Origin of the sequence: Ornithinibacter aureus (genome assembly GCF_009858245.1) — a bacterium.
GTDB lineage: Bacteria > Actinomycetota > Actinomycetes > Actinomycetales > Dermatophilaceae > Fodinibacter > Fodinibacter aureus.
The window spans coordinates 132,336-153,741 of sequence record NZ_VMSB01000001.1 but is presented as its reverse complement, the minus strand read 5'-3'; the positions used below and the strand labels follow the sequence as shown (position 1 = coordinate 153,741).

19 protein-coding genes are annotated in these 21,406 nt (G+C 71.4%); 8 read left to right on the top strand and 11 right to left on the bottom strand.

The genetic code is table 11. The features are described from left to right. Positions 1-10: 10 nt before the first annotated feature. Positions 11-2,293, bottom strand: a complete 2,283-nt coding sequence (locus tag C8E84_RS00730) for an ATP-dependent DNA helicase (protein ID WP_281348896.1) — start codon at positions 2,291-2,293, stop codon at positions 11-13. A 134-nt stretch (positions 2,294-2,427) separates the two neighbouring features. On the opposite strand from C8E84_RS00730, the gene C8E84_RS00725 reads away from it, so the two are divergent. Then, positions 2,428-4,131 (top strand): formate--tetrahydrofolate ligase, encoded by a 1,704-nt coding sequence (locus tag C8E84_RS00725; RefSeq protein ID WP_159898581.1) that lies wholly within the window; start codon positions 2,428-2,430, stop codon positions 4,129-4,131. On the opposite strand, the gene C8E84_RS00720 is transcribed toward C8E84_RS00725, so the two are convergent. Both C8E84_RS00720 and C8E84_RS00715 read right to left on the bottom strand, forming a co-directional pair. Next, positions 4,124-6,790: an MGH1-like glycoside hydrolase domain-containing protein gene (locus C8E84_RS00720; protein ID WP_159898579.1), complete on the bottom strand. Its 2,667-nt coding sequence runs from the start codon at positions 6,788-6,790 to the stop codon at positions 4,124-4,126. The two genes, C8E84_RS00725 and C8E84_RS00720, sit on opposite strands and share 8 nt — an antisense overlap. After that, on the bottom strand, positions 6,783-7,346 hold the full coding sequence (locus C8E84_RS00715) for a TIGR03086 family metal-binding protein (protein ID WP_159898577.1): 564 nt from the start codon (positions 7,344-7,346) through the stop codon (positions 6,783-6,785). The genes C8E84_RS00720 and C8E84_RS00715 overlap by 8 nt, the downstream gene beginning before the upstream one ends. A 38-nt stretch (positions 7,347-7,384) precedes the next feature. Here C8E84_RS00715 and C8E84_RS00710 point away from each other — a divergent pair, with 38 nt between their 5' ends. After that, positions 7,385-9,043 (top strand): cation:proton antiporter family protein, encoded by a 1,659-nt coding sequence (locus C8E84_RS00710; RefSeq protein WP_246196702.1) that lies wholly within the window; start codon positions 7,385-7,387, stop codon positions 9,041-9,043. A 48-nt stretch (positions 9,044-9,091) separates the two neighbouring features. Here the strand turns inward: C8E84_RS00710 and hflX are convergent, their stop codons facing one another. Further along, a complete protein-coding gene (hflX, locus tag C8E84_RS00705) occupies positions 9,092-10,558 on the bottom strand; it encodes a GTPase HflX (RefSeq protein ID WP_159898575.1) in 1,467 nt (488 codons plus the stop codon). A gap of 76 nt (positions 10,559-10,634) precedes the next feature. On the opposite strand from hflX, the gene C8E84_RS00700 reads away from it, so the two are divergent. Together C8E84_RS00700 and C8E84_RS00695 are read left to right on the top strand one after the other, a co-directional pair. Then, a complete protein-coding gene (locus tag C8E84_RS00700) occupies positions 10,635-11,240 on the top strand; it encodes a class I SAM-dependent methyltransferase (protein WP_159898573.1) in 606 nt (201 codons plus the stop codon). Next, positions 11,237-12,121 carry an LLM class flavin-dependent oxidoreductase gene (locus tag C8E84_RS00695; RefSeq protein ID WP_159898571.1) on the top strand — a complete coding sequence of 295 codons (885 nt, stop codon included), beginning with the start codon at positions 11,237-11,239 and terminating at the stop codon, positions 12,119-12,121. The genes C8E84_RS00700 and C8E84_RS00695 overlap by 4 nt, the downstream gene beginning before the upstream one ends. Here C8E84_RS00695 and dapF read toward each other — a convergent pair. From dapF to def, 3 genes are read right to left on the bottom strand one after another with little or no spacing between them, the layout of a single operon-like run. Further along, positions 12,099-12,989 carry a diaminopimelate epimerase gene (dapF, locus tag C8E84_RS00690; protein WP_159898569.1) on the bottom strand — a complete coding sequence of 297 codons (891 nt, stop codon included), beginning with the start codon at positions 12,987-12,989 and terminating at the stop codon, positions 12,099-12,101. The genes C8E84_RS00695 and dapF overlap by 23 nt on opposite strands. Next, complete coding sequence (gene miaA / locus C8E84_RS00685) at positions 12,982-13,944, bottom strand: tRNA (adenosine(37)-N6)-dimethylallyltransferase MiaA (RefSeq protein ID WP_159898567.1); 963 nt, start codon at positions 13,942-13,944, stop codon at positions 12,982-12,984. Before miaA ends, dapF begins: the two co-directional genes overlap by 8 nt. Continuing rightward, complete coding sequence (def, locus tag C8E84_RS00680) at positions 13,934-14,539, bottom strand: peptide deformylase (protein WP_159898565.1); 606 nt, start codon at positions 14,537-14,539, stop codon at positions 13,934-13,936. Before def ends, miaA begins: the two co-directional genes overlap by 11 nt. Positions 14,540-14,542: 3 nt before the next feature. On the opposite strand from def, the gene C8E84_RS00675 reads away from it, so the two are divergent. The 3 genes from C8E84_RS00675 to C8E84_RS00665 all read left to right on the top strand — a co-directional run bounded on the left by C8E84_RS00675 (position 14,543) and on the right by C8E84_RS00665 (position 15,651). Then, positions 14,543-14,902, top strand: coding sequence for a hypothetical protein (locus C8E84_RS00675; protein WP_159898563.1), 360 nt, complete (start codon positions 14,543-14,545; stop codon positions 14,900-14,902). A gap of 208 nt (positions 14,903-15,110) precedes the next feature. Further along, positions 15,111-15,299, top strand: a complete 189-nt coding sequence (locus C8E84_RS00670; RefSeq protein WP_159898561.1) for an antitoxin — start codon at positions 15,111-15,113, stop codon at positions 15,297-15,299. A 157-nt stretch (positions 15,300-15,456) separates the two neighbouring features. After that, complete coding sequence (locus tag C8E84_RS00665) at positions 15,457-15,651, top strand: hypothetical protein (RefSeq protein WP_159898559.1); 195 nt, start codon at positions 15,457-15,459, stop codon at positions 15,649-15,651. A 5-nt stretch (positions 15,652-15,656) separates the two neighbouring features. Here the strand turns inward: C8E84_RS00665 and miaB are convergent, their stop codons facing one another. From miaB to C8E84_RS00645, 4 genes are all read right to left on the bottom strand, one after another. Next, the gene (gene miaB / locus C8E84_RS00660; RefSeq protein WP_159898557.1) at positions 15,657-17,171 is read right to left on the bottom strand and encodes a tRNA (N6-isopentenyl adenosine(37)-C2)-methylthiotransferase MiaB; all 1,515 of its coding nucleotides are present in this window, start codon (positions 17,169-17,171) and stop codon (positions 15,657-15,659) included. Between the two features lie 124 nt (positions 17,172-17,295). Continuing rightward, the gene (locus C8E84_RS00655; RefSeq protein WP_159898555.1) at positions 17,296-18,135 is read right to left on the bottom strand and encodes a transglutaminase family protein; all 840 of its coding nucleotides are present in this window, start codon (positions 18,133-18,135) and stop codon (positions 17,296-17,298) included. 1 nt (position 18,136) lies between these two features. Continuing rightward, positions 18,137-19,063 carry an alpha-E domain-containing protein gene (locus C8E84_RS00650; protein WP_159898553.1) on the bottom strand — a complete coding sequence of 309 codons (927 nt, stop codon included), beginning with the start codon at positions 19,061-19,063 and terminating at the stop codon, positions 18,137-18,139. Further along, a complete protein-coding gene (locus tag C8E84_RS00645) occupies positions 19,057-20,685 on the bottom strand; it encodes a circularly permuted type 2 ATP-grasp protein (protein WP_159904286.1) in 1,629 nt (542 codons plus the stop codon). The genes C8E84_RS00650 and C8E84_RS00645 overlap by 7 nt, the downstream gene beginning before the upstream one ends. A gap of 115 nt (positions 20,686-20,800) precedes the next feature. On the opposite strand from C8E84_RS00645, the gene C8E84_RS00640 reads away from it, so the two are divergent. Beyond that, positions 20,801-21,259: a GNAT family N-acetyltransferase gene (locus C8E84_RS00640; protein ID WP_159898551.1), complete on the top strand. Its 459-nt coding sequence runs from the start codon at positions 20,801-20,803 to the stop codon at positions 21,257-21,259. Positions 21,260-21,406 lie beyond the last annotated feature (147 nt).

Genomic DNA, 21,406 nt, shown 5'->3' with positions numbered 1-21,406 from the left:
GGTGCCCACGTCAGTCGAAGGTGAGGGTGGCTCCCTTGCCGGCCTCCAGCCCCAGACCGGCGAGCCTGGCCGCGAGCACCTCCGTCGGGAGCTCCATCGACTCGCTGAGCTCGTCGAGGGTGAGGCCGAGCTCGATGCCGTCGCGCAGCTCCTCGTCCTCCTGCTCGGTCCAGGCGTGCCCGTGCGTGACCGCCGTGCGCGAGGACTCCGGCGGCGGCGGCGCCTCGGCCACCGGGCGATCCGCCGGCACGGGCGCCACGGCATCCGCACCCCGCGCCGTGTCGCCCACCGCAGCGGCCAGCGCGCCCGTCAGCCCGCGCAGGGCGGGCTCGGCCACCGGAAGCGGCGGGTCGGCGATCTCGTCGAGGCGCGCCAGCGCGGACAGCACCATCGCCCGGTCCGAGGTCGGCCAGAACGGCGGGAGCGAGCGCTGGAGGAACCCGGCGTAGCGAGCGGTCATCATCCGGTTGTCCAGGAACGCGACGACCCCGCGGTCGTCCGAGCGCCGGATCAGCCGCCCCGCCCCCTGGGCCAGGCGCAGCGCCGCGTGGGTCGCGGAGACCGCCATGAACCCGTTGCCACCCATCCGGGCGATGGCCTGCGAGCGGGCCGAGGCGAGCGGGTCGTCGGGACGCGGGAACGGGATGCGGTCGATGATGACGAGCTGGCACGACGAACCCGGCACGTCGACGCCCTGCCACAACGAGAGGGTGCCGAACAGGCACACTCTCGGGTCCCGGGCGAACTGCCGCACCAAGGTGCTGATCTGGTCCTCGCCCTGGCACAGGAACGCGATCTCGCCCTCCGCGTCGGCGAACCGCTCGCGCATCGCCTCGGTGGCCTCCTTGGCCGCCCGCATCGAGGAGAATAGCCCGAGGGTGCGGCCGCCCGCGGCGCGCACGAGCGCCTCGATCTCGTCGAGGGTCTGGGTGGCCAGGCCATCACGTCCCGGCGGCGGCAGGTGCTGCGCGACGTAGGCGATGCCCTGCTTGGGGTAGTCGAACGGACTCCCGACGTCGAGCCCACGCCACCTCGGGGCACCCTCGCCGCGCAGCCCGATCGTCCCGGCCACGGCATCGAAGGACCCGCCGAGCTCGAGCGTCGCCGAGGTCAGCACGACGGTGCGCTCCTGGAAGACCTTGTCGCGCACGAGCATCGCCACACTCATCGGGGCCACCCGCAGGACGGGCCCCCGGCGCGGGTCGCGGCTGAGCCAGACGACGTCGAGCTCACGCTCCTCGAGGATCCGGCAGGCGTTCTCGAACACCTCGTCGACGGCGGCGCGCGCGACCTGACGCCCGGCATCCACCTCCTCGCCCTGCTGCGGTTTGAGCTCGCTCTGCACGGTGCGCGCGGTGTCGCGCACCCTCCCGAGCGCCATGGCGAGCGAGTCGGGGATGCCGGTCAGGCGGCCTTCGGGGGCCGGCTCCAGCACCGATTCGAGCAGGTCAGCGGCCTCCTCCATCGTCGAGGACGCGTCGGCCTGGCGCCCGGCCCGCTTGGCGGCGGCTCGGATCATGCCGGGGGTCACCTCGTCGGTGATGGTGGACGTCACCCGGTCGACGAGCTCGTGTCCCTCGTCGATGACGAGGACGTCGTGCTCGGGCAGCATCTGACGGCCCTCGAAGGCGTCGATCGCCATGAACGAGTGGTTGGTGACGATGACGTCGACGTCCGCGGCGGCCGCACGGGAACGCTCGACGAAGCACTCGGCGACCATGGGGCAACGGCTGCCCAGGCACTCCTGCGCGCTGACCGACACCTGCCGCCACGCCCGCTCGGAGACTCCCGGCACGAGCTCGTCGCGGTCACCGCTCTCGGTGACCTCGGCCCACTCGCGCAGGCGCACGACCTCGGCGCCGAGCCTGGATGCCTGCTGGTCGACCATCCCGAGCGACATGAGCGAGTCGGCGTCGTCGTCGGGGAAGCCGCCCTCCACCTTGTGCGCGCACAGGTAGTTGCGTCGCCCCTTGACCAACGCGTAGGTGGGACGACGACCCAGCAGGGGCGCCACGGCATCCGCGAGACGTGGCATGTCACGGTCGACGATCTGCGCCTGGAGGGCGAGCGTCGCCGTCGCGACGACCGCGGGGATGCCGGTGTCGACGGCGTGCTGGACGGCGGGCACGAGGTAGGCCAGCGACTTCCCGGTGCCGGTGCCCGCCTGGACGAGCAGGTGGCTCTTCGTGTCGATGGCGTCCGCGACGGCCTGTGCCATCTCGACCTGACCGGGCCGCTCGGTGCCGCCCACTCCCCCGACGGCGGCATGGAGGAGGTCGGTCAACGAAGGCACCAGAGCAGGGTATGCCGTCGCGCCCAGATGGCGATCACGCCTATCCACAGGTCTGTTGCGCATCGTGCACCGGGTTGCGCCATGCGGCGCGTAGGTGATGACAGGGAAGCCCTGGTGGTGCTTGACTGGCGCCTGTGACCGCTGACACCACCGCTGCCCCCTTCCCGTCCGACATCGAGATCGCCGAGGCTGCCGAGATCACCCCGATCACGACGCTCGCGCAGGAACGGCTCGGCCTGCCCGCCGACGCGCTGATCCCCTACGGCCACACCAAGGCCAAGGTCGACCTCGCGCACATCCGCAGCCTGGCCGACCAGCCCGAGGGGACGCTGATCCTCGTCACCGCGATCTCCCCCACCCCGGCCGGCGAGGGCAAGACGACGACGAGCGTGGGCCTGGCCGACGCCCTGAGCCGGATCGGCAAGAAGTCGATGGTGGCGCTGCGTGAGCCCTCGATGGGCCCGGTGTTCGGCATCAAGGGCGGCGCCGCGGGCGGCGGATACGCCCAGGTCGTGCCGATGACCGACATCAACCTCAACTTCACCGGCGACTTCGCCTCGATCGCCGCGGCGAACAACCTGCTCTCCGCGCTCATCGACAACCACATCCACCACGGCAACGCGCTCGGCATCGACCCGCGCACCATCACGTGGAAGCGCGTCGTCGACCTCAACGACCGCGCCCTGCGCGACATCGTCGTCTCGCTCGGAGGCGTGGCGAACGGCTTCCCCCGCGAGGACGGCTTCGACATCGTCGTGGCCTCCGAGGTGATGGCGATCTTCTGCCTCGCGACGTCCCTGGCCGACCTCAAGGAGCGCCTGGGCAACATCGTCATCGGCTACACCCGCGACAAGAAGCCGGTGACGGCCCGTGACCTCAAGGCCCACGGTGCGATGACCGTCATCCTGCGCGACGCTCTGGCCCCGAACCTCGTGCAGACCCTCGAGCACACCCCGGCGATGATCCACGGCGGCCCGTTCGCCAACATCGCCCACGGCTGCAACTCGGTCATGGCCACCCGCACCGCGCTCAAGCTCGCCGACTACGTCGTGACCGAGGCCGGCTTCGGTGCCGACCTCGGCGCCGAGAAGTTCATCGACATCAAGTGCCGCACCTCCGGCCTGCGCCCGAGCGCCGTCGTCGTGGTGGCGACCATCCGTGCCCTGAAGTACCACGGCGGGGTCGCCCTGGCCGACCTGAAGACCGAGGACGTCGACGCCCTCACCCGCGGCATGGAGAACCTGCGCAAGCACCTGCGCAACGTCAAGGACGTCTACGGCCTGCCGCCCGTGGTCGCGATCAACCGCTTCCCCACCGACACCGACGCCGAGATCGCCGCCCTCATCGAGCTCGTCCGGGCCGAGGGTGCTCGCGCCTACGAGGCCACGCACTTCAGCAACGGTGGCGCCGGTGCCGAGGCGCTGGCGCACGGGGTTCTCGAGGCCATCGAGGCGGGCGAGGGTGAGATGCAGTTCGTCTACGCCGACGAGCTCTCGCTGGCCGAGAAGGCCGAGGCGATCGCCACGAAGGTCTACGGCGCCGCGGGGGTCACGTTCGACTCCAAGGCCGCCAAGCGGCTCGCGCAGATCGAGGCCGACGGCTACTCCGGCCTGCCGGTGTGTATGGCCAAGACGCAGAGCTCGTTCTCCACCGACGCCACCCGGCGCGGCGCCCCGACCGGGCACACCGTCAACATCCGCGAGGTCCGCCTTGCGGCCGGCGCGGGCTTCGTCGTGATGGTGACCGGCGACATCATGACGATGCCCGGGCTGCCCAAGGTGCCGGCATCCGACCACATCGACATCGACGAGAACGGCAACATCGTCGGTCTCAGCTGAGCGGCCTCGAACAGATCAGATGGGCGACGAGGGCGGTCCAGCCGGTCTGGTGCGATGCACCGCAGCCGCGCCCGGTGTCACCGTCGAAGTACTCGGCGAACGTCGGGTGCACGTCCCAGAGCGGCCCGCTCGGGTGGTCCCGGGGCGTGCCGGGTCGGCGCCCGTCCGCGCCGGGACGGAACAACGACACCAGCCGTTGCTCGAGGTCGTCCGCCACCTCCCCCAGGCCTCGGGTGCGCCCGGACCCGGTGGGGTACTCGACCTCGGCGCTTCCCCCGGCGGCCCGGGCGTGGCCCCGCAGCCCGTCGATGAGCAGCACGTTGATCGGGAACCACACCGGCCCACGCCAGTTCGAGTTGCCGCCGAAGAGGTTGGTCGTCGACTCCCCCGGGTCGTAGGCCACCGACATCGACACCCCGGCCACGTCGAGGGTCACCCCGCCGCGGTAGGCGGCTGACAGTGATCGGATGCCGTGGGGCCCGAGGAACTCGCCCTCGTCGAACAGCCTGGTCATCAATGCCTGCGCCCGGGCCGCGGTGAGCGGGGCGAGGCTGGTCACCACCTGACCCTCTGCGCGCGTCGTGACCAGGGCGTCGGTGAGGTCTGGTCGTCGGCGCTGGAGCCAGCGCAGCCGGGCGACGAAGTCGGGAAGCTCACGGGTGACCCAGTCGGGTGCGTGCGCGACGGCGATGAGCGGCAGCAGGCCCACCAGAGAGCGAAGGCGCACGGGTTCGGAGTGCCCGTCGGGACCGACCAGCACGTCGTAGAAGAAGCCGTCCGCCTCGTCCCAGAGCGAGACGTCGTCGGTGCCGAAGGTCTCCATGGCCTCGGCGACGGACAGGAAGTGCTCGAGGAAGGTGGTCGCCAGCCCGTCGAAGGCCTGGTCCTCGCGACTGAGCTCGAGGGCGATGCGCAGCATGCTCAGCGAGGTGAACGCCATCCAGCTCGTCGCGTCGCTCTGTTCCAGGCGCCAGCCCTGCGGAACGTCGCGCGAGCGGTCGAAGACCGAGATGTTGTCCATCCCGAGGAACCCGCCCTCGAAGAGGTTGGACCCGTCGGAGTCCTTGCGGTTCAGCCACCAGGAGAAGTTGAACATCAGCTTGGTGAAGATCCGCACGAGGAAGGCCCGGTCGGTGCCGCCGTCGAGCTGGTGGACGTGCCAGGCCGCCCACGCGTGCACCGGGGGGTTGACGTCCCCGAAGTCCCACTCGTAGGCCGGCAGCTGGCCGTTGGGGTGCTGGGCCCACTCGCGCACGAGCAGCAGCAACTGGTTCTTCGCGAACTCCGGGTCCATGTGCGCGATGGCCACGCAGTGGAAGGCGAGGTCCCACGTCGCGAACCAGGGGTACTCCCACTCGTCGGGCATCGAGATGACGTCGGCCAGGGCGAGCTGGCTCCAGGACCGGTTGCGCGCCGTGCGCGACCGACGACCCGGCGGCGCGGGCGGCCCGGCCGGGTCGCCGTCGAGCCACTCCTTGACCGAGTAGCGGTACAGCTGCTTGCCCCAGTTCAGCCCGGCGAACGCTCGGCGCGAGACGTGCCGGTCCCCGTCGCTGACGTGGCTCGGGATGACGCTCTCGTAGAACTCGTCGGCCTCGCGCCGGCGGTCCTCGAGCACCGATGCGAACGACCGACCGAACGGCCGCTCCAGCTGGTGGTCGGCCCGCAGCCGCAGCTGCAGCCGCACCGTCGCACCGGGTGCGACCGACTCGAACCGGTAGACCAACCCGACCTTCGTGCCGGTCGCGGTGGGGTTGGTGCCGCTGTCGTCGCCGTCGACGACCGCCCGCCCGATGCCGTCCTTGGGGTACGACGACAGGCTCGCCCCGGCATCCGGCCCGAACACCGCGGCCACGTTGGTCTCGTTGTCGCAGAACAGCACGTCCGGAGCACCCTCGGCGATGAGGACGTACCGCCCGAGCCAGCCGTGCTCGGCCTGGACCACCGTGGTGCCGGGGGCCAGCGTGTCGTCGGCGTCGACGAGGCGCAGGGACGGACGGCGGTCATCGCGCCCCCAGGACCACGTGTTGCGGAACCACAGCTGCGGCACGAGGTCGAGCGGGGCGGCATCCGGGCCGTGGTTGGTCGCCTCGATGACCAGGCACACGTCCTGCGGGGTGACCTTGGCGTGCGTCGTCACGATGTCGAAGAAGCGGCTCTGCCGGAGCACCCCGGTGTCGGCGAGCTGGAACTCCGGGGCGTCCGGGCCGCGCCGAGCGTTCTCCTCGACGAGCGCGGCGTACGGGAAGGCGGCCTGCGGGTAGCGGTAGAGGTACTGGGCCCACGAGTGGGTCGGGGTGGCGTCCAGCGCCCACCAGTACTCCTTGGCGTCCTCGCCGTGGTTGCCCTGGCCGTTGGTCAGGCCGAACAGGCGCTCCTTGAGCCGGTCGTCACGGTGGTTCCAGGCGGCGACCGCGAGGTTGAGGAAGCCGTACCGGTCGGTGAGGCCCGCGATGCCGTCCTCACCCCAGCGGTAGGCCCGGGCGTGCGCCTGGTCGAAGGGGAAGTGAGCCCAGGCGTCACCGTCCTCGGAGTAGTCCTCGCGCACCGTGCCCCACTGCCGAGCCGAGAGGTAGGGGCCCCAGAGCCGCCACGGGTCGTCGTCGCCGGGGCTGTGGCGCAGCCGGACCTGTTCGTCGGTGAGTGGGCCCTCAGGCACCGGGGCTCCAGTGCGGATCACGACCGAGCAGGGCGAGCAGGCGGTCCTGGATCGGGGCATCCTCACCCACCGGCTGCGGGGTGCCGAACTGGCCGGAGGCGTGCAACGCGGGGCCCATCGCCGACATCCCGTGAAAGGCGCCGGTGGCCCAGTCCTCGTCGAAGGTCACCTCCAGCCCCTGCGAGCGGGCCAGGTCCCACCCGTGGGCGATGACGTCGAAGGTGTAGAACGAGGCGATCACCTGCGCCAGCGGCATCCGACCCATCGGGCTGTCGACGTCCTGCGCCGCGGCGGGGCTCTCCAGCAACGACTGCACGGCCTGCGCCTGGGACCGCACCTGGGCGGCGAGGTCGTCGTGGTGCGGGATGTCCACGCTCACCCCCAGACCGCCGAGGAAGCCGCCGAGCCACGTGAGGTGCTCGGGGATGTCACGAGCCACCCACTCGCGCACCGGGGTCGGCGCGTCCCAGTCGCTCACCTGCTCGGCGATCGCGACCAGCTGCTCGCTGGCGACCCGGTGCTGGTCGGCCGGGGACGACTCGGTGAACTGGGACACGGCATCCTCCTGCGGGGTCGGTGGCGACCCAGCCTGCCATGCTCGGGCAGACTCACGACGGGAGCACCGCAGCGAAGGAGGCATCGATGACGCCGGATGCCGCGATCGTCCTCACCGCAGCCTTCGCGGCCGGGCTGGTCGCCCGGGTGCTGCGGCTGCCACCCCTGCTGGGTTTCCTCGCTGCTGGCTTCGCGCTGGCCGGGGCCGATGCCGTCGGTTCCGGCGCCGACCTGGGCCGGCCACCGGTGATCGACCTGCTCGCCGACCTCGGGGTCACCCTGTTGCTCTTCGCCGTCGGCCTTCACCTCGACGTCCGGCGGCTGCTGCGCCGAGAGGTGTGGCTGACCACCGGGGTGCACTCGCTGCTCATGGTCGGCATCGGCGTCGGCTTCCTCACCGCGCTGTCCGCGCTCGGCGTCGCCGAGGCGTCCGGGTTGGACCTGCGCGCCCTGGCCCTGATCGCCCTGGCCCTGTCGTTCTCGAGCACCGTGTTCGTCGTCAAGGTGCTCGACGAGCGCAACGAGTCACGTTCGCGCTACGGGCAGATCGCGATCGGCGTCCTCGTCGTGCAGGACGTCTTCGCCGTGGTCTTCGTGGCCGTGTCCCACGGCAGCCCGCCGAGCCCGTGGGCGTTCGGCCTGCTCCTGCTGATCCCCGCCCGGCGGGTGATCGTCGCGCTCTGGGAGCGAGCCGGGCGGGCCGAGCTGCAGGTGCTGTTCGGGGTGCTCATGGCCTTCGTCCCGGGGTACGCCCTCTTCGACGCGCTGGGCCTCAAGGGCGACCTCGGCGCCTTGGCCATGGGCATGTTGCTCGCCGGCGCGGCCCGCTCCGACGACCTCGCGAAGTCGATCTTCGGGGTCAAGGAGCTGCTGCTCGTCGCGTTCTTCCTGTCGATCGGGCTGCACGGCGTCCCGGACCTTCAGCAGGTCCTCACCGCCGCCCTGCTGCTACTCCTGCTGCCGGTGCAGACGCTGGCCTACGTGGTGCTCCTGTCGATGCTGCGGATGCGCCGTCGCACGGCGGTGCTCACGGCGCTCGTGCTCGCCAACAGCTCCGAGTTCGCCCTCGTCGTCATGGCGACGGCGCAGGATGCCGGTCTCGTCACCGAACGCTGGGTCACCACGACGGCCGTGACCGTGGCGCTCAGCTTCGTGCTCTCCAGTGCGGTCAATGCCAGGGCGGAGCAGATCTCCGACGCGATCGAGCGCCGCTGGCCCGACCCCGACCCGGAGTCACTCGACGAGGCGGAACGGCCGATCCCCCTGCACGACGTCGACGCCCTCGTCCTCGGGATGGGACGGGTCGGCAGCGCCGCGCACCGCCGGCTGACCGAGCGCGGCCTGCGGGTGCTCGGCATCGAGCACGACGAGGAACGGGTGGCCCGGCTGCGGGCTCGGGGCGTCGAGGTCGTGCTGGCGGATGCGACCGACAGCAGCCTGTGGCGCCGCCTGGTCGCGGTGAGGACCCTGCGCACCGTGGTGCTCGCCATGCCGTTCCACGAGGCCAACCTCGCGACCATCGAGGTCGTGCGCGCCCGCAGCTTCACCGGCACCGTCGCGGCTGTCGCCCGCTACGACGACGAGGTCACCGAACTGCACGCCAACGGTGCGGACACGGTGCTGCACGTCTACAGCGGCTCAGGCGTGGCCCTGGCCGATGCCGCGCTCGGCGGGTCTGACGAGCCGCCTGCCCCCTGACCGGCAACCCTGTGGTCCGGCAGCGGCCCGGGGCAGATCAGGCGGCGATCAGGCAGTGGTCACCAGGTCGGCGAGGTCTGCGGCGAGGTTCGCGTGCACCCGGGCGCGCACCCGCGTCCCCTCGGCCTCGTGGCGCGACTCCAGCACGTCACCCTGTTCGTGCAGCCGGCTCACGAGGTCGCCGCGGCTGTAGGGCACGAGCACCTCGACCTCGACGTCCGGGTGGGGAAGCTCCTCGCCGATGAGGGCGCGAAGCTCCTCCATGCCCTCACCGCTGCGGGCGGACACGACGATCGAATGCTTCTCGTGCCGCTGGAGGCGCGCGATGACCTCGGGGTCGGCGACGTCAGCCTTGTTGATGACGATGACCTCGCGCACGTCGGTGGCGTCGACGTCGGCCAGCACGGCGCGCACGGCCGAGATCTGGCCCTCGGGGTCGGGGTGGGAGCCGTCGACGACGTGCAGCAGCAGGTCGGCCTCGGCCACCTCCTCCAGGGTCGAGCGGAACGCCTCGACGAGCTGGTGCGGCAGCGCCCGGACAAAACCGACCGTGTCGGCCAGGGTGTAGAGCCGCCCGTCGAGCGTCTCGGCCTTGCGCACGGTCGGGTCGAGCGTCGCGAACAGCGCATTCTCGACGAGCACGCCGGCACCGGTCAGCCGGTTGAGGATGCTCGACTTGCCGGCGTTGGTGTAGCCGGCGATGGCCACGCTCGGCACGGCGTTGGCCTTGCGCGACCCCCGCTTGGTGTCACGGACGGTCTTCATCTCCTTGATCTCACGCCGCAGCTTGGCGATGCGCGTGTTGATCCGGCGACGGTCGAGCTCGATCTTGGTCTCACCCGGGCCTCGCGAGCCCATGCCCTGACCGCCGGCCGCCTGGCCACCCGCTTGCCGGGACATCGACTCACCCCAACCGCGCAGTCGCGGCAGGAGGTACTGCAGCTGGGCGAGCTCGACCTGTGCCTTGCCTTCGCGGGACTTCGCGTGCTGGGCGAAGATGTCGAGGATCAGGGCCGTGCGGTCGATGACCTTGACCTTGACGACGTCCTCGAGGGCGCGGCGCTGGCTCGGCGCGAGCTCGGTGTCGCAGACCACCGTGTCGGCACCCTCGGCAATGACGATGTCGCGCAGCTCGGCGGCCTTGCCCTTGCCGAGGTAGGTCGCTGGGTCGGGGTTGGCCCGCCGCTGGACGAGCCCGGCGAGCACCTCGGAACCGGCCGTCTCGGCGAGGGCTGCGAGCTCACGCATCGAGTTGTCGGCGTCCTCGGCGGTGCCCTCGCACCAGACCGAGGCCAGCACGACGCGCTCGAGGCGCAGCTGGCGGTACTCGACCTCGGTGACGTCCTCGAGCTCGGTCGAGAGCCCGCCGACGCGGCGCAGGGCGGCGCGCTCCTCGCGGTCGAGCTGGTCACCGTCGAACGAGGCGTCGTCGTCCAGGACGAAGCCGGACTCGTCGAAGGTCGTGTCGTCAGCGAGCGCGTTGGCTCGCCCGGAGATGCTGTGGTTCGAAGTCATGTTCTCCCTAGGGTCTCACCGGGCAACGCCCCATGGCGAACGCTTTCTTCCGACCGGCGCTAGCGTGTGCCCTGCGATGACTGAGAACGACCACTACTTCACGGCCGATCCGGCGAGCCCGAACGAGCGGCGCCGGGTGCGGGTGCGCCTTGCCGGGCGAGCCGTCGAGGTCGAGGTCGCGCCCGGCATCTTCTCCCCCGGCGGCCTGGACAAGGGCACCGCGGTGCTGCTCGACGAGGCGCCCGCTCCCCCGGCCACCGGCACCTTCCTCGACCTCGGCTGCGGTTGGGGGCCGATCGCCCTCACCCTCGCCCTGTCCTCCCCGGACGCAACCGTGCACGCCCTCGACGTCAACGAGCGTGCCCTGGACCTCACCCGCCGCAACGCCGCCGCGCTGGGACTGGGGCGGGTCACGGCGACGACGGCCGACGGCATCCCGGATGACGTGCGCTTCGACCTCATCTGGTCCAACCCGCCGATCAGGGTCGGCAAGGCCGTGCTGCACGACCTGCTGCGCACGTGGCTGTCGCGGCTCGCGCCCGGCGGTGTGGCCTACCTGGTCGTGCAGAAGAACCTCGGGTCGGACAGCCTCCAGCGCTGGATCGAGGTCGAACTGGGGATGCCGTGTGGCCGGTTCGCGTCGAGCAAGGGATTTCGGGTGCTCGAGGTGAGGGCGCCGTGACACCCGCGCTGGGGGTCGTGCTCGTCCCGACGTTGCCTCCCGAGGCGCTGCGCCCACTGGCGGCCGCCGCCGATCGTCACCTCGACGAGCTCTGGGTGTGGGAGGACTGCTTCAAGGAGTCGGGGGGCGCGGCGGCCGCGGCGGCGCTGGCCTGGACGGACCGGGTGCGGGTCGGCATCGGGTTGGCCCCGGTGCCGCTGCGCAACGTGGCCCTGCTCGCCATGGAGGTGGCGACCATCCACCGCCTCTTCCCGGGCCGCTTCCTGCCCGGCATCGGCCACGGGGTGCAGGACTGGATGGGTCAGGTCGGCGCCCGGGAACGCTCTCCGCTCACCCTGCTGCGCGAGCACGCGCAGGCCATGCGGCTGCTGCTCGACGGCCACGAGGTGAGCACCGCGGGGCGCTACGTGCACCTCGACCGCGTGAAGCTGGACTGGCCGCCGGAGCCGGGCAGCCCGCTGCTCATCGGCGGCGGCGGCCCGAAGACCCTCGAGCTCGCGGGGCGGTACGGCGACGGCATCCTCGTCGGGTCGGCCGTCTCCGAGAGCGAGCTCGAGGACTCCGTCGCCGCTGGCCGACTCGGCTGGGCGCAGGGCCGCGGCCCCGACGCCCCACCGATGCCGGTGCTCGCGCACCTCCTCACCGCCACCGGCGGCCGGGCCCACCAGCGCGTCGAGGAGGAGCTGGCGCGGTGGGGTCACACCGACGGCGCCCCCGGCCGCGGGGTCGCCGGCGACGCCGGGGCGATCGCGGATGCCGTGCGCCGGCTCGCCGCGATCGGCGCCACGACCGTGGTGTTCCAGCCGACCCGGGACGAGCCGGACCTCGACGGGTTCGTCGAGTTCCTGGGCACCGACGTCAGGGCTGCGCTCGACGGGTGAGCTGGGCGATGTCGATGACCCCGTCGGCCACGAGCGCTGCCGGGCCCGCGAGCTCGACCCCGTGGTCGGGCAGCAGTCGCACCGTGAGCCGGCCGCCCGGCACGTCGACCAGCCAGGTGGAGCCGGTGTCGAGCGAACCTGCCCAGAAGCTCGTCGCGATCGCCGCCGCGCAGGCACCGGTGCCGCAGGAGCGGGTCTCACCGACGCCGCGCTCGAAGACCCGCATCGACACGTGGCCGGGGCCGAGGGGTCGCACGATCTCGACGTTGGTGCCGTGCACCGGTTCGGGGCGCACGGCCGGGGCAGTCGTGAGATCGACCGCGTCGAGGGCGACGGCCTCCGGCAGGGCGACGACCGTGTGGGGGTTGCCGACGTCGACGGTCAGGGCCGAGAACGGCTCGAGGTCGTCGAGGTGCACCAGCGCGTCGAACCCGTCGCGCTGGGCCGTCGCGGGGTCGCCGAGGCGCCACGGGCCGAGCCCGACGGCGAACCCGTCGCCATCGACCCGCACGTGCTTGACGCCGGCGCGGGTGGCGATGGCGAACTCGTCGGCGCTCTCCAGCCCCTCGCGACGCAGGAACGCGGCGAAGACGCGGGTGCCGTTGCCGCACATCTCCGACAGGCTGCCGTCGGCGTTGCGGTAGTCCATGAACCAGCGCGCGTGCGGTGCCTGGTCGCGCACCGCCTGGTCGCTGGCCGCCTCGGTCGGCACGACGCGGATCACGCCGTCGCCGCCCACCCCGGCACGACGGTCGGCGATGGCCGCCGCCAACGGTGCGGTGAGGTCGAGGGCGCCGTCGAGATCGGGCACGAGCACGAAGTCGTTCTCCGTGCCGTGCCCCTTGGTGAAGGTCAGCCGCTCAGCCATGGGGCTCATCGTCGCACCTGACCCGCCGCGCCGTGGACGCCGCGTCCTCGATCGTTCGCGCCACCCGGTCCAGGAGGTCGGATTCGGTCGGGTCGAACCACGTGGTGCGCGGATCGGCGCCGAACCACGACTCCTGCCGCCGCACCAACCGGCGGGTCCGCAGCGCGGTGTCGGCTTCTGCCTCCTCGACCGACATGGATCCGTCGATGACCGCGAGCGCCTGGGCGTAGCCGACCGCCCGGCTCGCCGTGCGACCCTCGCGAAGTCCGACACCCAAGAGGCCTCGGGCCTCCTCGACCAGGCCAGAGACGAACATCTGGCGGGTGCGTCGCTCGATCCTGCGGTCGAGTGCCTCCCGGTCCACGCGCAGACCCACGAAGACCGTGGGGCGCAGGGTCTGCCGGGTCGGCATCGTCGCGCTGAACGGCCGCCCCGTGAGCTCGATGACCTCCAGGGCGCGCACGATCCGCCGGGTGTTGTTCGGTTCGATGGCCGCTGCGGCGACGGGGTCCAGCTCCCTCAGCTCGGCAAGGAGGGCGGTCGTGCCCTCGGCGTCTGCGCGCTCCTCGAACCGTTGCCGGACGTCGGGATCGGTCGGAGGGAGGTCGAGGTGGTCGAGCAGTGCCCGGACGTACAGACCCGAGCCACCGACGACGACAGGGACCCGCCCCCTCGCGAGGACCGCGTCGAGGTCGGCTCGTGCATGGCGCTGGAAGCCCGCGATCGTCGCCTCGTCGGTGACGTCCAGGACGTCGATCTGGTGGTGCGCGATGCCGTGCCGCTGGGCGAGGGGCACCTTGGCCGTGCCGATGTCCATGCCCCGGTAGAGCTGGCTGGCATCGGCCGAGACGACCTCGCCGTCGAGCAGCTGCGCCAGCGCGATGCCGAGGTCGGACTTGCCGGTGGCGGTCGCCCCGACGACGGCGACGACTGGGGTGTCGCCGTCAGTCGACACGCTCCTCCTCGGGCGGGTCGTCGTCGTGGCCGAAGGGGTCGCGATCCACGCCCGGAGTCCACGAGATCCCCGGCTCACCCCACCCGTTGGCCTTGACCGACTTGCGCGCCCGTCGGGCCCACTTGCCGGTGAGCCGGTCGACGTAGAGGAAACCGTTGAGGTGGTCGTACTCGTGCTGGAGCATGCGGGCGAACCAGCCGGTCGCCTCGTAGCGGATCTCGTTGCCGTCGAGGTCCTGGCCGACGAGGGAGGCGCTCTCCCCCCGACGCAGCGGGAACGACTCCCCGGGGACCGACAGGCAGCCCTCGACCTCGTCGTGGGGGTCCGGGTCGCCCACGGGCGGCTTGGCCGACGTCAGGTAGGGGTTGATGACGACGCCGCGCTCGGGGATGCCGTCGGCGTTCGCAAGCTGCCACGTGAAGATCCGCAGCCCCACACCGATCTGGGGAGCTGCCAGCCCGACTCCGCGGGCGGCATCCATCGTCTCGAACATGTCGGCCACAAGGGCACGGACCTCGTCGTCGATGACCTCGACGGGTTGGGCACGCTGGTGCAGGACTGGCTCACCGGTGACGACGACGGGACGGATCGGCATGCCGTGATTCTCTCAGACGCGCTGTCGGGTGAGCGAGCCGGACACCTGCTCCTGCGATCGTCGGGTGAACCCGACGATCGTCGTCGACGCGTTCGCCCGCTGGCGCACGGTCGACCCGACCGCCCGCCGTCTCGTGACCGTCCACTGGTCGCGCTTCCTCGAGGACTCCTCGACCCTGCGGCCGGGGCTCGGGCGGGCAAGTACGACGCGTCACTGCTCATGCCGCGCGGCGTGCGTGACGAGGAGTTCCACACCGCGGTGTGTGAGCTGCTCTCGGACTGGGGATCCACCGTCGCGACACCCGAGGTCGAGACCGACGCGACGTCCCGATCGACGGGTGGACCGACGGCATCCACCCTGTGAGCCTCGCGACGACGGTGCCCGGGGTGTGGGCGCCTCCGTGGTGCCCTTGGTGCACGCATGGCTCGACCCTGACCAGGGCTGAACCTCGCCCGGGACGAGGGCCAGCCCACCGGCTTCTCGAAAACCCTCCCGTTGCACGCCTCCCCGAACGTACTGTGAGCGCACCCCTTCGTGGGGTCTGAACTGTCACCTAGCGGAAGGAGGGCGTGTGAACATCTTTGACAGCGCCAAGGAGAAGTTGGCGGAACTGACCGAGACTCATGGCGACCAGGTCGAGAGCATCAGCGACCATGCCATCGACAAGGTCGGCGACCTCGCTGACGAGAAGACCGGCGGCCAGTTCGCCGAGCACGTCGACACCGCGCAGTCCGCGGCTGACGGCGCCATCGGCACCTGATCTCCCTCTGACGCGACCCGAGACCCTCGACCGAACGGTCGGGGGTCTCGGCCGTTCGGTCAGGGTTTGCGGGCCGAGACGCCAACTGCCAGCGAGGGGTGTGCCGCGTGCCTACCCTCGGGGGAACCCGCCTCGTCTCCCAGGAAGAGAGCCGTCCATGGCGCACAACACCTCGGGGTTGCCCCCGCTCGACATCGAGCCGTTCGACCCCGCCCCCCTGTATGCCGCGGCCAACTCACCCGAGCGCCGGGTCGACCCCGCTCGGGAACGCGCGCGTTCGCTGCGAGCGCTGGGCCTGGCCCTCGCCCTCGCGGCGGTGGGCGTGCTCGCCGCGGTTCTCGCGCTCGGGTAGTTCGCTCAGGTCGCGCAGGGCGCGGTGGGTGTCGGTGACGTCGCGGGCTTGCCGAGCGACGGCATCCCCAGGGAGACGGCCGGCTTGCCGGGCACCGGCGCATCCTGCAGCGATGCCCACGCGTCGCCACCCGCAGTGCGACGCACCGAGTAGGCACCGCCCTGCACGGCGCTGTCGGCCACGAGGTGGTGCGGCGCACCGTAGGTGACCCCCACGGTCACGACGTCACCCGGGCGCGGGCGCTCGGCGCCGTCGGGCACGGCGAAGTGCACGAGGCGGTTGTCGCGGGCCCGGCCGGACAGGCGAGCGGTCTCGCCGTCCTTGCGGCCCTCGCCGGGGGCGACGAGCACCTCGACCTCGCGGCCCTCGAGGGTGCGGTTCTCGGCCCACGAGACGCGTTCCTGGAGCTCGATGAGCCGGTCGAAGCGCTCCTGGACGACGGCCTTGGGCACCTGGTCGGGCATCGTCGCTGCCGGCGTGCCGGGGCGGATGGAGTACTGGAAGGTGAAGGCGCTGGAGAACCGGGACGCCTCGACGACGCGCAGGGTCTGCTCGAAGTCGGCCTCGGTCTCGCCGGGGAAGCCGACGATGATGTCGGTGGTGATCGCGGCATCCGGGATGGCGGTGCGGACCTTGTCGATGATGCCGAGGAACTTCTCGCTGCGGTACGAGCGACGCATCGCCTTGAGCACCGTGTCGGAGCCGGACTGCAGCGGCATGTGCAGGCTCGGCATGACGTTCGGGGTCGCGGCCATGGCCTCGATGACGTCGTCGGTGAACGCGGCCGGGTGGGGGCTGGTGAAGCGCACCCGCTCCAGGCCCGTGATCTCACCGCAGGCGCGCAGCAGCTTGCCGAAGGCGAACCGGTCGCCGAACTCGACGCCGTAGGTGTTGACGTTCTGCCCCAGCAGGGTGACCTCGATGACGCCCTGGGCGACGAGCGCCTCGACCTCGGCGAGGATCTCGCCCGGACGGCGGTCTGCCTCCTTGCCGCGCAGGCTGGGGACGATGCAGAAGGTGCAGGTGTTGTTGCACCCGACGCTGATCGACACCCAGCCGGCGAAGGCGGAGTCGCGGCGGGTCGGCAGCGTCGAGGGGAAGGTCTCGAGCGACTCGAGGATCTCGACCTCGGCGCGCTTGTTGTGCCGCGCCCGGTCGAGCAGCGCCGGCAGGCTGCCGATGTTGTGGGTGCCGAAGACGACGTCCACCCACGGGGCGCGCTTGACGATGCTCTCGCGGTCCTTCTGGGCCATGCAGCCACCGACGGCGATCTGCAGGTCGGGGTTCGCGGTCTTGGCGGGGCGGAGCTGGCCGAGGTTGCCGTAGAGCTTGTTGTCGGCGTTCTCGCGCACGGCGCAGGTGTTGAACACGACGACGTCCGCGGTCTCGGGACGCTCGGCGGCGGGCACGCTCGCGAGGTCGACGTAGCCGGCGGTCTCGAGCAGGCCGGCGAGGCGCTCGGAGTCGTGGACGTTCATCTGGCACCCGTGGGTGCGCACGTCATAGGTCTTGGGTGTCATGGCGCGTCAAGGGTATGCCGGGCGCCCCCCTGGTGCGAATGTGGGTGAAAATCGCCGCGCAGACGAAGATCTTCACCCACATTCGCAGGAGCGCCGGGGTGCAGGGGGTCGGCGCAGCGGCGGATCAGGCCAGGCGGGTGATCGCCACCACGACACCCAGGGATGCCGTGGCCCGCCCCGAGTAGATGCCCTTGAACGGGGGGACGTCCTCGTAGTCACGGCCGCGCGCCACGACGACGTGGTCGACCCCGACCTCGGTGCCGTTCGTGGGATCAAGGGGTGTCCAGCCACCGTCCCAGTACTCGACCCAGGCATGGCTCTCGCCCTTGCTCGTCTCACCGACGGCGGTGTCCCTCACCGGCACGAGGTACCCCGAGACGTACCGCGCGGGCAGGCCGAGGCTGCGCAGGGCTCCGACGGTGATGTGGGCGAAGTCCTGGCAGACACCGGAGCGCTCGGCCCAGGCGTCCTCGCCGCGACTGTGCACGCTGGTGCTGCCCGGCACGTACTTCATCTCCGCACGCACCAGGGAGGCGAGTTCCTCGGCAGCCGCGCGCGGCGTCTCCAGTCCGCGAACGGCATCCACCAGCTCGGCGATGCCGTCACCGGGGCGGGTGCGCGCCGACAGCATCAGCCACTCGTAGCTGCGGTCCTGCACGGCAGGATCACGCACGGCCGCCCAGTCCAGCGACGGCGTGGGCCGGGCGACGTCGGTGCGCTCGACGGTGGAGATGGCCTCGATCTCGAGCTGGCCGTGGCTGGCCAGGCTCTCCATCGCCATGACGTGGGTGCCCCAGTGGTCGCGGTAGACGTGGCTCCACGTCATCGGGCGGATGCGGATGCGGTTCTCGAGGGTGGTCTGACCGGCCTCGTTGACCGGGGTCATCCGCAGCTCGTTGTGGGCAGCGCGAACCTGACCGTCGTAGGTGATGGAGGTCGTGTGCACGATTCGCCAGCGGCGCATGTCAGACCACCCCGTCCCGGGTCCACGTCGTGACCTGCCCGGACTGGAAGTATCGGGACGCCACGGCCTGCGACGCCGCCATCACCGACCCCTGCACCCGCAGCATCTGGGCCGGCAGGTCGGCGATCACGTCGGAGGTCGCCCGGTACTCCAGCGAGGTGCGGATGCGGCCGAGCTGGCGCCGTGCCTCGTCGGAGATGCCGATGCGGTCCTCCTGCGGTGAGAGGGCGTCGAGCCGACGCTCGGCCTCGGAGAGGGCGAAGAAGACCGACCGGGGGAACTCGCGGTCGAGCACGAGGAAGGCCGCCGCCCGGTCGTCACTGAGCAGCCCGCGCTGGCTGCGCATGAAGGCCTGCTGGGCCCCACACGACGACAGCACCACCGACCACGGGGCGCCGCCGCGCGGCAGGCCGCCGGTGGCCACGAGCCGCGCTGTCATGTCGGCCCGCTCGAGGCTGCGACCGAGCACGAGGAAGTCCCAGGCCTCGTCGTGCGACATCGTCGAGTCGGCGATGCCGGACACCAGCGCCGCCCGTTCGCGCACCCACGACAGGTGCCGCTCGGTGGTGACGGTCCGCCCGAAGCCGTTCCAGCGGTGCCACGTCGTGTTGATGCCCTCCCACAGCTCGGTCGACAACGTCTCGCGAGCTCGCCGGGCGTTCTCGCGGGCGGCGAAGAGGGCCCCGGTGATCGAGCTGGCATTGGATCGGTCGAAGACCAGGGCGGCACCCACGTCGGCGAACCCCGGGTCGCCCTCGAACGGCATCCCCATGATCACCGACAGGACGGTGCGCGACGCCGTGACCTCGTCGGCCCCCGGGTCCTCGAGCAGCTGGAGTCGCAGCACGTCGACGATGCGCGCCGTGCCGTCGGCGCGTTCGGTGTAGCGGCCGATCCAGAACAGCGACTCGGCGATCCGGCTCAGCACGACGACTCCTCGTGGTGGATGTCAGCCGGGGCCACCGTACGGTGACCCTGCTGCTGTTGCTGCTGCTGGGCCTTCATGCTGTCCTCGTGGGATGCCGTGGGGGCACTCATGACGACGACCTCGCGGTTGTCCGGTGGCCGGCTGGAGGTGCTGGTCGCGGCCCGACGGTCCGAGAGCACCCAGGTGTCCTTGGACCCACCGCCCTGGCTGGAGTTGACGACCAGCTCCCCCTCGGGGAGGGCGACCCGGGTGAGGCCTCCCGGCAGCACCCGCACGCGCTCACCGTCGTTGACGGCGAACGGCCGCAGGTCGACGTGGCGTGGGGCGAGGCGGCCGTCGATGAAGGTCGGCACGGTCGAGAGCTGCACGACCGGCTGGCCGATCCAGCCCCGCGGATCCGCAGTCAGCTGGGCGCGCACCTGCTCGAGGGTCTCGGCGTCTGCCTTGGGCCCGACGACGAGGCCCTTGCCACCCGAGCCGTCGACGGGCTTGACGACCATGTCGTGCAGGTTCTCCAGGACGTGCCGGAGCGCCTTCGGCTCGTCGCAGCGGAACGTGTCGACGTTGCCGAGGATCGGGTCCTCGTCGAGGTAGAAGCGGATGAGGTCGGGCAGGTAGGAGTAGATGAGCTTGTCGTCGGCCACGCCGTTGCCGATGGCGTTGGCGACCGTGACCCGGCCCGCTCGCATGGAGGAGACCAGCCCCGCGACCCCGAGGATGGAGTCGCCGCGAAAGTGCACCGGGTCGAGGAACTCGTCGTCGATGCGCCGGTAGATGACGTCGACGGGGCGGTCCCCGGTGGTCGTGCGCATGCGCACCTGCCCGCCGACGCAGACGAGGTCACGGCCCTCGACGAGCTCGACCCCCATCATTCGGGCCAGCAGCGCGTGTTCGAAGTAGGCGGAGTTGAACACCCCAGGGGTCAGCACGACGACTGTGGGGTCGCTGGCCCCGTCGGGTGCAGCCGCCCGCAGCGCCGCGAGGAGCATGCGCGGGTAGTCGTGCACGGGCCGGATGCGCATCGTCGCGAACGCCTCCGGGAAGACGTTGGCCATGGCACGGCGGTTGGCGATGACGTAGCTGACGCCCGAGGGCACGCGCACGTTGTCCTCGAGCACCCGGAACGTGCCCATCTCGTCGCGGATGAGGTCGACGCCGGCGACGTGCACGCGCACGCCGTTGCTCGGGCGGATCCCCATGACGGCCCGGTGGTAGTGCTTCGAGCTCGCGATGAGGCGCCACGGGATGATGCCCTCGTGCACGGCGCGGGGGATCTCGCCCTCGCGCGAGTAGATGTCGTCGAGGAAGGACTCCAGCGCCGTGACGCGTTGCACGACCCCGGACTCGATGACCTGCCACTCGTGGGCGCTGATGACGCGGGGCACGGCATCCAGGGGAAAGGGCCGCTCCTCCCCCGCGTGGTCGAACGTCACGCCCTGGTCGAGGTAGGAACGCGCCAGCGAGTCGGCCCGCTCCTTCAGGGCCTGCCCGTTCATCCCGCGCAGCGTGTGGAACACCGGTTTGTAGGGCGTTCGGGGCGAACCGGGCTCACCGAGCATCTCGTCCCACGCCCGGCCGAGGGCGTAGTCGTCGAACAGGCCGCCTGCGGCCTCGGCCGGCATCTGCTCACTCACGTGACGAACCTATGGCCACGGCGTGAACCTGTCATCACACCCGTGTCACCCCCGTGTTTCGAAGCGCTGGTGTCCACAGGGTGGACGGCCTACTCTGGCGCGCATGACCCAGCCCGGCCCGTCGGTCTCCCTGCGTCCGGTGGATGCCGGGAGCTGGCGTGCCGTCGCCGGCCTCACCATCGTGCCCGGCCAGGACGCCTACGTCGCGGCTGCCACCCACTACCTCGCGCTCTGCGCCTACGAGGACGTGTGGAAGCCACTGGCGGTGCATGACGAGCAGGGCGCCGTGGTGGGCTTCCTCATGTGGGGCATCGACGACGAGGACGGCAGCTGCTGGCTCGGTGGGGTGATCGTCGACGCCGCGCACCAAGGTCGCGGGGTGGGTCGCGCCGCGCTGGTCCAGGCGCTGACGACCCTTCAGCCCCGGGACGACGCCGCCGGGTTCGCGCTGGCCTACCACCCGCAGAACACGGCGGCGAAGGGTCTCTACGCCAGCCTGGGCTTCTTCGAGACAGGCGAGACCGACGACGACGAGGTCGTGGCGCGGCGCCGTCCCGCCTGACCCGGGTGGTCGGGTCGAACCGAGTCGCTACGCGACGGTGCAAGCGCATGACAGGCTGGGGCCCGGTTGGCTCGACCCCGAACCAGCCCATCTCGAGGGGATCCTTCGCGTGCGCACCCTGCTCAACATCATCTGGTTCGTCTTCGG

Coding starts and splice junctions, on each gene's coding strand:
- C8E84_RS00710 (WP_246196702.1), top strand. CDS start 7,385: ATGCTCGGGCAGACTCACGACGGGAGCACCGCAGCGAAGGAGGCATCG.
- hflX (WP_159898575.1), bottom strand. CDS start 10,558: ATGACTTCGAACCACAGCATCTCCGGGCGAGCCAACGCGCTCGCTGAC.
- C8E84_RS00700 (WP_159898573.1), top strand. CDS start 10,635: ATGACTGAGAACGACCACTACTTCACGGCCGATCCGGCGAGCCCGAAC.
- dapF (WP_159898569.1), bottom strand. CDS start 12,989: ATGGCTGAGCGGCTGACCTTCACCAAGGGGCACGGCACGGAGAACGAC.
- def (WP_159898565.1), bottom strand. CDS start 14,539: ATGCCGATCCGTCCCGTCGTCGTCACCGGTGAGCCAGTCCTGCACCAG.
- C8E84_RS00665 (WP_159898559.1), top strand. CDS start 15,457: ATGGCGCACAACACCTCGGGGTTGCCCCCGCTCGACATCGAGCCGTTC.
- miaB (WP_159898557.1), bottom strand. CDS start 17,171: ATGACACCCAAGACCTATGACGTGCGCACCCACGGGTGCCAGATGAAC.
- C8E84_RS00655 (WP_159898555.1), bottom strand. CDS start 18,135: ATGCGCCGCTGGCGAATCGTGCACACGACCTCCATCACCTACGACGGT.
- C8E84_RS00645 (WP_159904286.1), bottom strand. CDS start 20,685: ATGCCGGCCGAGGCCGCAGGCGGCCTGTTCGACGACTACGCCCTCGGC.
- C8E84_RS00640 (WP_159898551.1), top strand. CDS start 20,801: ATGACCCAGCCCGGCCCGTCGGTCTCCCTGCGTCCGGTGGATGCCGGG.